Annotated in this window: 10 protein-coding genes; 9 read left to right on the plus strand and 1 reads right to left on the minus strand. The window is 57.9% G+C overall.

All coding sequences use genetic code 11. The annotated features are described in order from the left end of the window. Positions 1-7: 7 nt before the first annotated feature. Positions 8-2581 (minus strand): type VI secretion system ATPase TssH, encoded by a 2574-nt coding sequence (gene tssH / locus PVZ80_RS00090; protein ID WP_273863257.1) that lies wholly within the window; start codon positions 2579-2581, stop codon positions 8-10. Positions 2582-3045: 464 nt separating this feature from the next. On the opposite strand from tssH, the gene tssB reads away from it, so the two are divergent. The 9 genes from tssB (at position 3046) to icmH (ending at position 12877) form a co-directional block, all read left to right on the plus strand. Further along, positions 3046-3543 carry a type VI secretion system contractile sheath small subunit gene (gene tssB / locus PVZ80_RS00095; RefSeq protein WP_273863258.1) on the plus strand — a complete coding sequence of 166 codons (498 nt, stop codon included), beginning with the start codon at positions 3046-3048 and terminating at the stop codon, positions 3541-3543. 123 nt (positions 3544-3666) lie between these two features. Beyond that, positions 3667-5148: a type VI secretion system contractile sheath large subunit gene (tssC, locus tag PVZ80_RS00100; protein ID WP_273863259.1), complete on the plus strand. Its 1482-nt coding sequence runs from the start codon at positions 3667-3669 to the stop codon at positions 5146-5148. Between the two features lie 17 nt (positions 5149-5165). Then, the gene (gene tssE, locus PVZ80_RS00105) at positions 5166-5594 is read left to right on the plus strand and encodes a type VI secretion system baseplate subunit TssE (RefSeq protein ID WP_273863260.1); all 429 of its coding nucleotides are present in this window, start codon (positions 5166-5168) and stop codon (positions 5592-5594) included. A gap of 20 nt (positions 5595-5614) precedes the next feature. Continuing rightward, positions 5615-7384, plus strand: a complete 1770-nt coding sequence (gene tssF / locus PVZ80_RS00110) for a type VI secretion system baseplate subunit TssF (RefSeq protein ID WP_273863261.1) — start codon at positions 5615-5617, stop codon at positions 7382-7384. After that, positions 7348-8367 (plus strand): type VI secretion system baseplate subunit TssG, encoded by a 1020-nt coding sequence (tssG, locus tag PVZ80_RS00115; RefSeq protein WP_273863262.1) that lies wholly within the window; start codon positions 7348-7350, stop codon positions 8365-8367. The genes tssF and tssG overlap by 37 nt, the downstream gene beginning before the upstream one ends. After that, complete coding sequence (gene tagH, locus PVZ80_RS00120) at positions 8364-9722, plus strand: type VI secretion system-associated FHA domain protein TagH (protein WP_273863263.1); 1359 nt, start codon at positions 8364-8366, stop codon at positions 9720-9722. The genes tssG and tagH overlap by 4 nt, the downstream gene beginning before the upstream one ends. Further along, positions 9722-10702: a type VI secretion system lipoprotein TssJ gene (tssJ, locus tag PVZ80_RS00125; RefSeq protein ID WP_273863264.1), complete on the plus strand. Its 981-nt coding sequence runs from the start codon at positions 9722-9724 to the stop codon at positions 10700-10702. The genes tagH and tssJ overlap by 1 nt, the downstream gene beginning before the upstream one ends. Continuing rightward, positions 10699-12051, plus strand: coding sequence for a type VI secretion system baseplate subunit TssK (gene tssK / locus PVZ80_RS00130; RefSeq protein ID WP_273863265.1), 1353 nt, complete (start codon positions 10699-10701; stop codon positions 12049-12051). Before tssJ ends, tssK begins: the two co-directional genes overlap by 4 nt. A gap of 1 nt (position 12052) precedes the next feature. Next, entirely contained in the window at positions 12053-12877 is an 825-nt protein-coding gene (gene icmH / locus PVZ80_RS00135; RefSeq protein WP_273863266.1) for a type IVB secretion system protein IcmH/DotU, read from the plus strand. Positions 12878-13025: the final 148 nt, after the last annotated feature.

Here is a 13025-nt window from a genome sequence, read left to right on the forward strand (position 1 = left end):
GCCTCCTTCAGGCCAAATGGGCCTCGAAGACATCACCACTCCAACTCAGAGTAGCCAGGGAGAAGGCATCGCCGTTGGCCAGCCTCCGCAGAACAGCCAGCGAGAGCGGAGGCAGAAGATCGCCGTCCAGATTTGCATCCAGCATGCGAGCGCCGTTCTGATGACGTGCGCAGCGATTGCGAAGCTCGACTCGCACGCTGTTCTCTATGTTGAGAGAGGCGCCGTAGCGATCACCCACCTGCTGCTGCAAGCGCGATAGTCGGCTGTCTATGATCTCGGATAGCACCGTCTCGTCCAGGTAGCGGTATGGAACCACCTGCATCCTGGCCAGCAGAGCCGGTTTGAAGAACTGGGTCAACCGGGCACGCAAGCGTTCGACGTCCTGGTCGGCAAGTGAATCATCCGACTGGTCAAAACCCAGGTTGGAGGTCAGGAAGAACAGCACATTCTTGCAATCGATTCGACGCCCCTCGCCATCAGCCAGCTCGCCTTTATCAAAGGCTTGATAGAAGATGTTGAGCACCTCGGGGTGGGCTTTTTCTACTTCGTCAAGAAGCACAACGGAGTAGGGCTGCTTGCGAATTGCCTCTGTCAGTACGCCCCCTTCGCCGTAGCCCACGTATCCCGGTGGAGCGCCCAGCAGGCGAGACACCGTGAACTTCTCTTGGTACTCGGACATGTTGATGGTGGTCAGGAACTGCTCGCCACCAAACAACGCGTCCGCCACCGCCAAGGCGGTCTCCGTTTTGCCGACCCCGCTTGGACCTACCAGCAGGAACGCGCCCAGCGGGGTTCCGGGCCGACGTAAGTCCGCCAAAGCGGTCAACAGGTGACGATGGACATGCTCCAGGGCCGAGTCCTGCCCCTTCACACGCTCGCGCAACGTCGCTGGCAACTTGTCCAGACGGCTCATCTGATCACTGTTGATGGTGGTTGCGGGGATGCCGGTCCAATCGGCGATCACCTGGGCAATCTGTTCGGCGCCCACGTCGGCGTGCAACAACGCGCCACCACGCTGCAATTCCTGAAGCGCCGCTACCTTCTCGGCCAACGTGTCCGCCGACTCGGCCCCTTGCGTATCGTCGGCACGCAGGGCAACGATTTCATCAACCCGCACCTTTTGCTCATCCCAGGCTTGCTGGATAGCTGCCGCCTGGTCTTTGAGCTGTTGCCAGGATTCGGCCAGCGCATGCAGCCTGTCCTGGTCGATCTTTCGCCCTGCTCGGGCGTCTCGATTCAGCATCTCAACTTCAGCCTCGACCTGTCGGGTTTCGTTCTCCAACGCCGCGAGTCTGCGTGGTGGTTCCGCCAGGGCCGTGGCAACACGTGCGCACGCAGTATCCAGCACGTCGATAGCCTTGTCGGGAAGTTGTCGGCCGGCCAGATATCGCGCTGACAGGGAGGCCGCAGCCTGGAGCGCGTCATCGCCGATATAGACCCGGTGAGCGTGTTCGTAGAGCGATCTCAGCCCGCGGAGGATATGAACAGCTTGCTGCTGCGAAGGCTCCTCCAGCTTCACCAGTTGAAAGCGGCGTGCCAGCGCAGCATCCTTTTCGAAGTATTTTTTGTACTCCGACCAGGTCGTAGCCGCGATCGTGCGTAGCCCCCCTCGCGCCAGAGCGGGCTTGAGCAGGTTCGCCGCGTCACTCCCGCCGGCCGAGTTGCCGGCACCAATCAGCGTATGTGCTTCATCGATAAAAAGGATGATGGGTTGAGTCGATGCTTTGATCTCATCGATCACCGCCTTCAGGCGCTTCTCGAATTCGCCCTTGACCGAGGCTCCCGCTTGCAGGGCCCCCAAGTCCAAACCGAGCAGACGAACAGACTTCAAACCATCCGGTACTCTGCCGTGGATGATACGCAGCGCGAGACCTTCAACTACTGCACTTTTTCCAACTCCTGCATCACCAACCACAATGGGATTATTCTTTCGCCGGCGCGAAAGAATATCGACCATCAGGTCGATTTCAGCATCACGGCACAGGACAGGATCGATACCGCCCTCCTGCGCCTGGGCCGTAAAGTCGTGAGCAAATCTGGCCAATGACGAGTCGTCGCCAGAGGCTAGGGAGCGGTGACGTGGGTCTGCATCGACCGCCTCCGGCACCTCGATAGAACTCGCCAGCAAGACGCCGAACTGCTTGCGCAACGCTTCGCGATTGAGACTCTCAAACAGCGTGATCGCACTCAGTGGAAGGTAGCGCGCAGGGTTGAGCAATGCCGCAAGAAGCAATGCGCCACTTCGGATCTCAGCCTGTTTGAGTTCAACTGAACTCAGCAGCCAAGCCTCTTGCATCAACTCGATTAGAAGAGGTGAGAAAGACGGGTATTGGTCGTGAGAGCCCGTGTCGGCCTGAAGAGCTGAAGACAAGGCTCGCCGCACCTCATCCGTAGATATCCCCTCGGCCCCCATGAGCACCCGCAGATCACATTGTGGGTGCTCAATCAGCTTCGTGAATAGGTGAGCAACTGTCACCTCCGCACCACGCAGTGCGATGCAGAAGCTACCCGATTCTTCTAGGGCGTGGCGAGATAGCTTGTTGAGCCGCCCAAGTAGCGGTTCCAAATCGACCCTAATCATGCTTTGAACTCACTGTTATCCGTAACTTCGAAAGTTCCGCAAGGAAAGGCCGAATCGACCTGGCGAAACTGATACGGTGAAACCCATTCAACTGGTTGAGCACTGCGTTCCATTTTCAAGCTCCAAGACCCAGTCCGTGAAATAACCACGCCAAGCCACATTGCGTCTATAGGAACTATCTTGTTGATTGGTAGGCACATTCCCACCACGTAGATCCTACGACGGAAGGGAATAATCCAATCAGAAAATGGGATTCATCTGATTGCGTGGGGCTGCTAGCTCCTTTTAGCCTCAGTTCAGTTTGCCGCGCGAAGCCGTGGTCCTCGCTATTCCACATAGACGTTGATTCCATCTTCTGACCGACCCACACGCGCTGAAGTCGTGGGTTTCGCCTGCTACACCGATGCCCTGGGAGACACCGGCGTCGCACCACTTTTCTCACCGCCAAATAGAAGGAATTGAACATGGCAAAACAGAGCGGCTCAGTAGCCCCTAAAGAGCGGATCAACATCCGCTATGTCCCTGCGACCAACGGTCAACAGGAAGAAGTCGAACTGCCGTTGAAGTTGCTTGTGACAGGCGACTTCAAGGGGCACGGAGAAGAAGCAGCGCTGGAAGATCGCGCGGCAGTTCGCATCGATAAAGACAACTTCAACGAGGTGCTTGAGAAGGCAGAACTGCGTCTGGTCATGGATGTCCCGAATGTGCTGGGGGAAGGTGCGGAGGGAGACACCCTGAGTGTCGATCTCAGGTTCAAGTCCATCGAGGACTTCGGCCCCGACGCGATTGCACGGCAAGTGCCTGAACTGAGGAAGCTACTGGAGTTGCGCGAAGCACTGGTCGCTCTGAAGGGGCCCATGGGGAACATCCCCGCGTTCCGCAAGCAGCTTCAGGCGCTGCTCGGTGATGAAAGCACGCGAGGAAAGTTGGCCAAGGAACTCGAGCAGTTGATGGGCAATTAGAAAGCGTGATCAACATCACGACCAAATTGCTCAGCACCGCTTTGTCCGATTTACCAGGCCTTGAGGGCATGTAGTGCTCGGCCCCTGAGGCCTCACCTCCCTAAGATTTCGAAGGACGACGAAATGACGAAAGCAACCTCCACCGCGGAAAAATCGCAAGACACACTGCCGCAGGACGGCCTGTTGGCTCAAATCATGGCCCAAACTCGACTGGAACCCAGTCATGAAGGATATGCAGTGGCCGAGCGCGGCGTAGCCGCCTTCATCGCCGAAGCCCTCAAGAGCGAGGAGCGTGAACAGCCGATCAATAAGCAACTGGTCGATAGCATGATTGCCGAGCTCGACCGAAAACTCAGCGCCGCGGTTGACCAGGTCCTTCATCAGCCTGAGTTCCAAGAGCTTGAGTCTACTTGGCGCGGCCTCAAGCTCTTGGTGGACAGAACTGACTTCCGCGAGAACACCAAGATCGAGATCTTCCATGCGACAAAGGAAGAACTGCTCGAAGACTTTGAGAGTGCTGGTGACATCACGCGCAGCGGCCTCTACAGAAAGGTCTACACCGCCGGCTACGGCCAGTATGGCGGAGAGCCGACCGGGTGCATTGTTTCCACCTATACGTTCGGTCCGTCGTCTCCGGATATCAAGCTGCTGGGATATGCGGCTGCGGTTGGCGCCATGGCGCACGCGCCGTTCATCGGTGCTGCCGGCCCGCGCTTCCTCAACATCGACAGCTTCGAAGAACTGCCCAATCTCAAAGAGATCAAAGACATCTTCGAAAGCCCCCAGTTCGCCAAATGGCGAAGCCTGCGGGAATCCGAAGACGCCCGCTATCTCGGCCTGCCGATGCTGCGTTTCCTGCTGCGCGCACCCTATGACCCGCTGGAAAACCCCGTGCGCAGCTTCAACTATCGCGAAGCCATTGATGGCAAGCACAGCAACTACCTCTGGGGCAGCAGTGCGTTTCTGTTGGCAACGCGTATCACCGACAGTTTCGCCAAGTATCGCTGGTGCCCGAACATCATCGGCCCGCAGTCCGGCGGCGCCGTCGAAGATCTGCCGGTCCACCTGTTCGAGTCCCTAGGCCAGTTGCAGGCCAAGATCCCTACTGAGGTACTGGTTTCGGATCGCCGGGAATTCGAGCTTTCCGAGGCCGGGTTTATTCCTCTGACCATGCGCAAGGACAGCGACAACGCGGCCTTCTTCTCGGCAAATTCGGTGCAGAAGCCGAAGCTCTTCCAGAAGACTCCTGAAGGCGAAGAAGCCCAGACCAACTACATGCTTGGCACCCAACTGCCGTACATGTTCATCGTCTGCCGTGTGGCCCACTACCTCAAGGTGCTGCTGCGCGAGCAGATCGGTAGCTGGAAGGAGCGTGCTGACGTCGAGCGCGAGCTCAACACATGGCTGCGACAGTACGTTGCCGACCAGGAGAATCCGTCCTCTGACGTTCGTAGTCGCCGGCCGCTGCGTGCCGCCCGCGTGGTAGTGCAGGACATCCCGGGCAATCCGGGCTGGTATCGCTCCGCCCTTTCCCTGCGACCGCACTTCAAGTTCATGGGTTCCGAAATTGACCTGTCGCTGGTGGGCCGGCTGGATAAGGAATGAGCCGGGGAGGCTGACTCATGCCTAGATCGCCAGGACGGGGAAGCCTGTTTGAGCGGCTGGAACCTGACCTGCCGCCTCGCCGTACGCGCTCAAGCCATGAGTTGGCCGGCGAGAGCGTTCAGGCGATCAAGCGGCAGTTGGAATGGGTTCTCAATACCCGCCGGGGCAGCTCGCAGAGTTGCCCCGAGTTGGGTGTAGCTGACCTGAATGATGCAACGATCAGCAGCGCGGATCTCCAGCAGAAGATCTGCGAGGACATTCGAGCAACAGTGATCCGATATGTGCCGCGCATCCATGATGTGGATGTGCACCCACTTTCCGAAGGTAGCAGCCAATTCGGCCTGCGAATTCGGTTGAATTGCCTGGTCCGCACGAAGAACACGCAGGAGCAGATTCAGCTAGACCTCTTGCTTCGTGAAGCGGGACGGATCGCGAAGGTGAGCTAACGCATGGCCAAGGGGGCAGCATGCCATTGAGAACGAAGTTCAGGGAAGAGATGGAGTTTCTTCAGCGGTCGGGACGAGAGTTCGCTGCGGACAATCCGCAGCTGGCGAGCTTCCTCGGCGAGGAGGCAAGCGATCCCGATGTCGAACGCCTGCTGGAAGGCGTGGCCTTCCTAACAGCGAAGATGGGGATGAAGATCGAGGACGATCTTCCAGAGCTGACACATTCGCTTTTAAATCTGCTTTGGCCGAACTATCTACGGCCATTGCCCAGCATGACCATGATGCGGTTCGATCCCGTCGAAGGGGAGCTTACAGAGCGCAAAGTCGTCCCCAAGGGCACCCCGATGCTCTCCCATCCGGTAGAGGGCATCAACTGCGAGTTTCGTACCTGCCGGGATATTTCCATCTATCCATTGAAGGTTGGTGACGTCACTGCCGCCCACTCCCAAGAAAAGTCCATCGTCCGGCTCGAATTGCTGCCGACAAGTCTGGATATTCGGCTGGATGGCATCGACTGCGACGAGTTGGAACTTCATCTAAGCGGCAGTGATACGACAGCGCAGACGCTGTACCTCTGGCTAGCGCGATACCTTGAGGAGGTGAGAGTTGACGTCGACGGTCAATCGCGGCGCATTCGCGCCGATCAGTTGAGGTTTCCTGGGTTCTCCCCTGAGGAGGCGCTACTGCCGTATCCGCAGAACGTCTTCGATGGCTATCGGATTTTGCAAGAGTATTTCGTCTTTCCGCAGCGCTTTCACTTTGTCGCGCTCACCGGTCTGCGCTCGATATGGCCCGCGGCCAAGGCAGAGCGCGTCCGTTTCGAGTTCCATTTCTCGCGGCCGATGCCGCTGGATGTCCGCATCTCAAGCGCCGACATTGCCTTGTACTGCACGCCAGCGGTGAATCTCTTTTCGCACAGTGCACTGCCGGTCAATCTCGATGGCCGCGCGATAGATCAGCGTGTTGTTCCGGACGGTCATCGTCCCGATGCCTATGAGATTTTCAGCGTTGATGAAGTCAGCGGCTGGCAAAGATATACCGATGGTCGGCGCGGCCGCTGGCTGAGAACATTTCATTCCTTTGAGTCGCTGCAGCATGAAGTCGAGCATAGTCAGGGCCGAACGTCGCTCTACTACCGCACGAGAATCGAGCAGGCCCATGGCATGGAGGGCACGATCCATCGTATTGCTTTTGTACGGGCAGACGATGCGGACTTCATCGGCCAGAATGAAACTGTTTCGATCTCGTTGACCTGCACCAACCGGGAATTGCCCGTTGCACTAGGCGTGGGCGACATCTGTCTGGGCGGCCAGAGCGCATCCAGCCTCTACACCTATCGCAACATCTCAGTGCCGACGCGTCCGCACCGCCCCGTTCTCGATGGGGAACTGCAGTGGACGCTGATTTCCAATCTGTCCCTCAACTATCTTTCACTACTTTCCATCGAGCCGCTCAAGGCGGTTATCCGCGCCTACGACTTCGCGGCTCTACATGATCTAAGGCATGCCCGGATCAGTCGTAAGCGCCTGGATGCCATCAAGGATGCACGAACCACTCCCATTGACCGCTTCCTCCGCGGCTTGCCTATCAGGGGGATGCAGACTCGTCTACGACTCGATCAGGAGGGCTTTCTTTGTGAAGGGGACCTTTTCCTATTCTGCACCGTGCTGAGCCACTTTTTCGCACTGTACGCCAGCATCAATTCCTTCCACATGCTGGAAGCGGTCAATACAAGCAATAACGAGACTTACTCATGGCCAATGAAGATCGGCTCGCAGCCACTGATCTAGCCGATTCCATGCTGGCTGATGCGAGGAATTATGACTTCTTCCGGCTCTTGGAACAGTTGCATCGACTCCACGCAGACGATTTAGAAGGTCGTGATCGCTTGCGTCCTGCTCGCCAGCGCGTGCGTCTATCGGCCCACGCTGGATTGAGCTTTCCCGTCTCGGACGTGGTTCGCGCCGAACGGCTGCCTCTGGATGCGTCCAGCGACTATCTGGTCCAGACCGCCTTTTTTGGCTTGCAGGGAACCGATTCACCACTACCCGGCTACTACCTGGACAAGCTAGCCTACGAGGCGGGACAAGGGGTTGGGATTCGCCCTGCATTTCTCGATTTCATCAATCATCGCTTACTTACCCTCCTACACCACGCATGGCGTAAGTATCGCTATTTTGTACGGTTCCAACAGAGTGCACAGGATCACTTCTCGAAGTACGTGTTTGCGCTCATAGGATTAGGGAACGACGATCTTCGTGGTGAGACGCCGATTGCCTGGAGCCGGCTGCTCAGCTTTGCGGGTCTGGTTGCGGGTCGAGGCCGATCTCCCACGATGGTCGCCGGCATCATCGCGCATTGCTTTGACCTGCGTGCGGTGCACATTCGAGCGTTCGAACTTCGTTACACCGATGTGCCTGTCGATCAGAGAAATAGCGTGGGGCGTCGCAACTCTACATTGGGTAGAGATTTCGTACTGGGGCGCCGTGCTCGTACGCGCCAAAGCAAGTTCACCGTGTCCATCAATGATCTGAGCCAGGCGCGGTTCAGAGATTTTCTTCCCACCGGCGCGGACTATCCCCGATTGTGCAAGCTCATCGAGTTTTTGCTTCGTGATCCGCATGCCTACGATCTAGAGCTAGGGCTTCGTCGCGATGAAGTTAAACCGTTGAACATTGCGCGCGAGGTCGGCAGCCATCTTGGATGGACCAGCTTTCTGCGCCAGCCAGGGAATCGCCCACCACCCATCGTACGAATCAAGGTGCGTCAATGACACTCGTCAATCCACGGCGGCGAGTGTCGCTCGTCGTTTCCAACCCGCAACGATTACGGCTGGGCACGCAGCCACGGCACAACTTCGGCGAGGCCGGCGGGTACATAGGCTCAGTTGACACCGATTGGTTGCTCGCCGATGGGCGCGGCGGCGTTGAGCCCCACCATTGCGAGATCCTCTGGGAGGACGGGGCCTTTTGTTTGGTTGATCGTTGCGGCCGCACCCGAATTAATGGCAGTCCAGACCCCCTCGGTCTGAATGTGAGTGTTCGGTTGAATGAAGGAGACCAACTGCATATCGGTCCCTTCAACGTCATCGTTCATCTGGAGCAGGGCGACCACAGCCTTCCAGATCCGCGGCGCCATCTTGCCGAGCACACGGTAGACGAACTTCTCAACACACACGAGGCAGGGCAAGAAGCCTTGCCTGCATTGCCCTTGGACGGCACCGAGACAGAGTTGGGTGAGCCACCAGCGGAAATACTTACGTTGATGCGTCCGCTGGATGAAACGTTGCTTGACCCCCTTCAAGCCATGGACGCGGTCGACGGGAAGCACGGCCTTGCAGTTACCCAATCAGCTCTCGACCCCAAACACTACGGAAGGTCTGAAGCAGACACGCCTCCCGATCTTGCCCAAACCCGATTCGAGGCCATATCAGGCTCGCCCCGTCACTCTTCTGGAGATACCCGCATGTCGTCGCAGGAACCGATACTTGGCGCCACTTACTCCCATTCCGCTCAGAACCATCCGCTCGTAGACGGTGGAGATCCGGCAAGGGCAGTCATGCCGCTGCTCGAGGGCCTCGGCGCCACGGTGGGCGAGCTTGATGCGCAGTCTAGCTATCGCTTCCTGTACGAGGCGGGTCAGACCCTAGGGGCGCTGATAGCCGGGATGCTCGCGCTGCACCAACAACGGGTTTCCGGTACCGCGAACCTTGGCCCGCACGGGCGCACCTTACAGCCTATCGAAGACAATCCGCTGCGACTGGGGCTGAGCTATCAGGACACAGTGCAGGCGTTGTTCTCCGATCGGCGCAGCCTGGTGCATTTGGCCCCGAAAGCTGCGGTCGACGAAAGTCTTACCCAACTGCATCGCCATCAGCATGCCACCGCCGCGGGCATCGCAGCGGGGCTGGATGCGCTCCTGCAAGCATTCGATCCCGTCCAGTTGCTGGAGCGTTTTCGCCGCTACCAGCCGGAGCAGGCCAGTAGCGGCGCGCAAGCCGACTGGGCATGGCATATGTACGCCCACTACTTCAGCGAGCTCAAGTCGGATCGGCAGCGAGGATTCAGCAAACTGTTCTGGGAGGTGTTTGAGCAACACTACGACAGGGCCTTGCGTGCGGAGGCGTGATGAAAAGAGCACTGAGTGTCTTGTTGATGGCAGCCATTCTTTCTGGCTGCACGACAGTGGGTAATGTGTTTAAGAAGACGGGCCAAATCTTGATGGACCCATCCATTCAAGTCGGGGCGGCAGACGACCAACCATCCGAGGTTGCTCTGAGTCTGTACGCCGGCCCTGATGTGAACCCCAATGCAGAGAGCGTGTTGCCAGAGGCCGCGGCGACGGACGAGCCTCCAGGAGTTGCAGCCTCCAGCCTCGAAGGGCCGTTTGCCATCAGTCTCAATAGCCCAAATCGGTCAGGCCTGATCGAGAGCCTGCGTACTCTGCTTGCTCATCTTGAGAGCGATGCGGAGTTGCCCACTACGCTGGGCCCCGAGTCACAGGAGGCGTATCCTCAGGTCGTAGCTATTCGCACAGGCACCAAGCCAACGGGGCTGCCCTCGGAATCGGAGGCCGCGTCCTATGACGAGGCCATGTCCTTATACGGGCACTCGCCTTCCCCGCTACCAGTTTCTGCCAGCAATGTGCCTCACTCGCCTGACGGGTTGGCCCCGGGTCAGTACCGCGCGAGCACGTCACTACCGGATGACCCAGCAGTCGGACTGCCAACATCGCGGTCCGCAACGCCAATTGCCTTTCGCATTGTGCAACTCAAGGATGACTCAATGCTCCTCAATGCGAGCGCCGACCAGTTGCAACAGAACATGAAGAAGGCGCTCGGCAGTACTTACCTCAGCGCCGATGACTATGTCCTGGTACCCGGTCAGTACAAGTTCATCAACTTCCGCCCCATCGCCGAGGAGGCCAACTACATCGCGGTCGTCGCAGATTTTCGCGATCCCAGCGAGGCCGTCTGGAAAGAGGTCTTCAGACTAGAGCCCAAGGGTCGCAAGTATGCCCTTCTCATTGCGCTGCAGGGAACCCGAGTTTCCATTATTGACGAGAGCTTTCGTCCCGTACAAACGCCTCCACCGAGTAGAAAACAATGAGCAGCAAGAATCCACTCGTCCTGTCGGAAGGGACCTTCTTTGAGCCGCAACACTTTCAGCAAATGGTGCGGGTGTTGGAGCATCAGCTGAACTTCCGCGTGAACGCATCATGTTCTTCGTATCCCTACGGCTTCATCGATCTACAGATCAACCAGGAGTTCCTGGCCTTTGGGAAATTGGCCATTACCCAGGCCAAGGGGGTGATGCCGGATGGAACAGTTTTTCATATCCCACATGATCAACCGCCGCCTGAACCTTTGGTCGTTGCCGACAAAGCCGATGATGTCGCGGATAACCAGATCGTGTACCTGACGCTTCCCCATCGTTCGGAGGGTGAGCTAGAGGTCCGCTGGCCGGATACCTACGGGAAGCATCGGTATTCCGTACGTGCAGAAGAGTTGCGCGACACCCACAGTATCAATGGTGACTATCGCTCAACCGACCTTGCAGTGCTCAACCTGCAGTTGGCCTTGGAACGTGACGATCGCAGCGCCTATACAAGCATGGCATTGGCACGCATTCGTGGTCGTAGAGCCGACGGCAGTCTCTTGCTAGACGAGGGGTTCTATCCCACCAGTCTTTCGCTTGAGGCTACCCCGCCGCTCAACCGCTTCCTGGGGGAACTCACCACGTTGGTTCGCGAGCGGGCTCGCACCATCGCTACACGAATTGGCACGCCCGGGCAGGCAGGTGTAGCTGACGTCACCGATTTTCTCTTGCTTCAGACCTTGAACCGCCTGCATGCAGAATTCCTGCAGTTGTCTCGATCGACCACGGTCCACCCGGTCGATGTCTACCATTCCTTCCTGATGGCATGCGGCGAATTGGCGACATACATGGAGGAGGGCCGAATCCCGCCAGATCTGCCGGCCTATCGTCACGATGAGCTGGCCGTGGGATTCCGGCCATTGGAGGCGACGCTGCGACGCTATCTTGGCACTATCTTGCAACCGCGAGCGGTCCCCTTGCCGATCGAGAAACAACAGTACGGCATGCTCACGGCGGCCGTACCTGATGCGGCCCTGCTCACCGATGCCGATTTCATTCTTGCGGTCTCCGCTCAAATGCCAGTCGAGAAACTGCGTCAGCAGTTCCTTCAACAAGTCAAGGTGGCCTCCATGGAGGGGCTGAACGAGTTGGTAAGTCGACAACTACCGGGCATACCCCTGTCGATTCTGCCAGTCGCCCCTAGGCATCTGCCTTATCACGCCGGTTTCAGCTACTTCGAGGTGGATCGAAGCCACCCGATGTGGCAACAGATGATGCGCAACACGAAGGGCTTCGGCTTCCATATCGCCGGTGACTATCCCGACCTCAAGATGCAGTTCTGGGCAATCAGGAGACAGTGAAATGACTATAACCGTTACCGTTGACAGCGATCGCAACTTCCACCGGACACCACAGTCTGTTGGCATCGACAAGAAACTCGATATCGCTTTCGATACCGTCGATCACATTGACCATGACGCAGATCTTGCCTTTCAGCTGCGTGGCCATAGTATCAATCCGCTGGTCGATGCCGCCTTGCCGCTGTTTGGGCTGGCAATACGCCTGCGAAAGATGGGTAAGTTCACCAAGATCAACGAGCTGCTTGAGGCAGTCCGAGACCAGATCACCGTCATCGACGAAGAGGTACGCCGACACGGATACGACACGAGCCTGCATATGGGTTATCGCTATGCCCTTTGCAGCTTCGTTGACGATGTTGTCCTGGCTACCGAGTGGGGATCAAATTCACCGTGGGCGGAGCGGTCGCTGTTGAGCATTTTTCATAACGAGACCTGGGGCGGCGAGAAGTTCTTCACTGTGCTTTCCCGAATGCTGATGGACCCAGAGCGCTATCGGGATGTTCTGGAATTCAAGTACTTCTGCCTGTGTCTGGGCTTCAAGGGCAAATACGGTGTGCGCCACAATCAGGATGAGGCGCTCAAGGAGATCATCGTCAAACTTCATCGGGCGTTGCGTCAGCTGCGTGGGGAAGCGCCGGAGGTGTTGACTGACGCGCGTACCAATATCGCCTCGCGAAGCTATCGGCTGGGGCGCCAGTGGCCGCTTTGGGCCCCTTGGGCAGTTGCGGCAGGAGTGCTGGCCGGTGTTTTCGTGCTGTTTGCCATGAACCTGGACAATACCACCGACCTGGTCCTGCATTCGCTGGACGGAATTCTCAAGCCCTGAGCGGGACTGCAGCAGGGAGTACGGTATGCCCACCCAATCCGATCTGCGCTTTACCTTCGCCGTCGGCAAGACCGCGTTCGAGGTCATCGAGTTCACCCTGGACGAAGGCCTGTCCGAGGGCTACTGCCTAACGCTCGAACTGGCCAGT

The organism is Pseudomonas sp. B3G-3, from assembly GCF_028640915.1.
GTDB lineage: Bacteria > Pseudomonadota > Gammaproteobacteria > Pseudomonadales > Pseudomonadaceae > Aquipseudomonas > Aquipseudomonas chlororaphis_I.

Coding starts and splice junctions, on each gene's coding strand:
- tssG (WP_273863262.1), top strand. CDS start 7,348: ATGGCCAATGAAGATCGGCTCGCAGCCACTGATCTAGCCGATTCCATG.
- tssB (WP_273863258.1), top strand. CDS start 3,046: ATGGCAAAACAGAGCGGCTCAGTAGCCCCTAAAGAGCGGATCAACATC.
- tssJ (WP_273863264.1), top strand. CDS start 9,722: ATGAAAAGAGCACTGAGTGTCTTGTTGATGGCAGCCATTCTTTCTGGC.
- tssC (WP_273863259.1), top strand. CDS start 3,667: ATGACGAAAGCAACCTCCACCGCGGAAAAATCGCAAGACACACTGCCG.
- icmH (WP_273863266.1), top strand. CDS start 12,053: ATGACTATAACCGTTACCGTTGACAGCGATCGCAACTTCCACCGGACA.
- tssF (WP_273863261.1), top strand. CDS start 5,615: ATGCCATTGAGAACGAAGTTCAGGGAAGAGATGGAGTTTCTTCAGCGG.
- tssE (WP_273863260.1), top strand. CDS start 5,166: ATGCCTAGATCGCCAGGACGGGGAAGCCTGTTTGAGCGGCTGGAACCT.
- tssK (WP_273863265.1), top strand. CDS start 10,699: ATGAGCAGCAAGAATCCACTCGTCCTGTCGGAAGGGACCTTCTTTGAG.
- tagH (WP_273863263.1), top strand. CDS start 8,364: ATGACACTCGTCAATCCACGGCGGCGAGTGTCGCTCGTCGTTTCCAAC.
- tssH (WP_273863257.1), bottom strand. CDS start 2,581: ATGATTAGGGTCGATTTGGAACCGCTACTTGGGCGGCTCAACAAGCTA.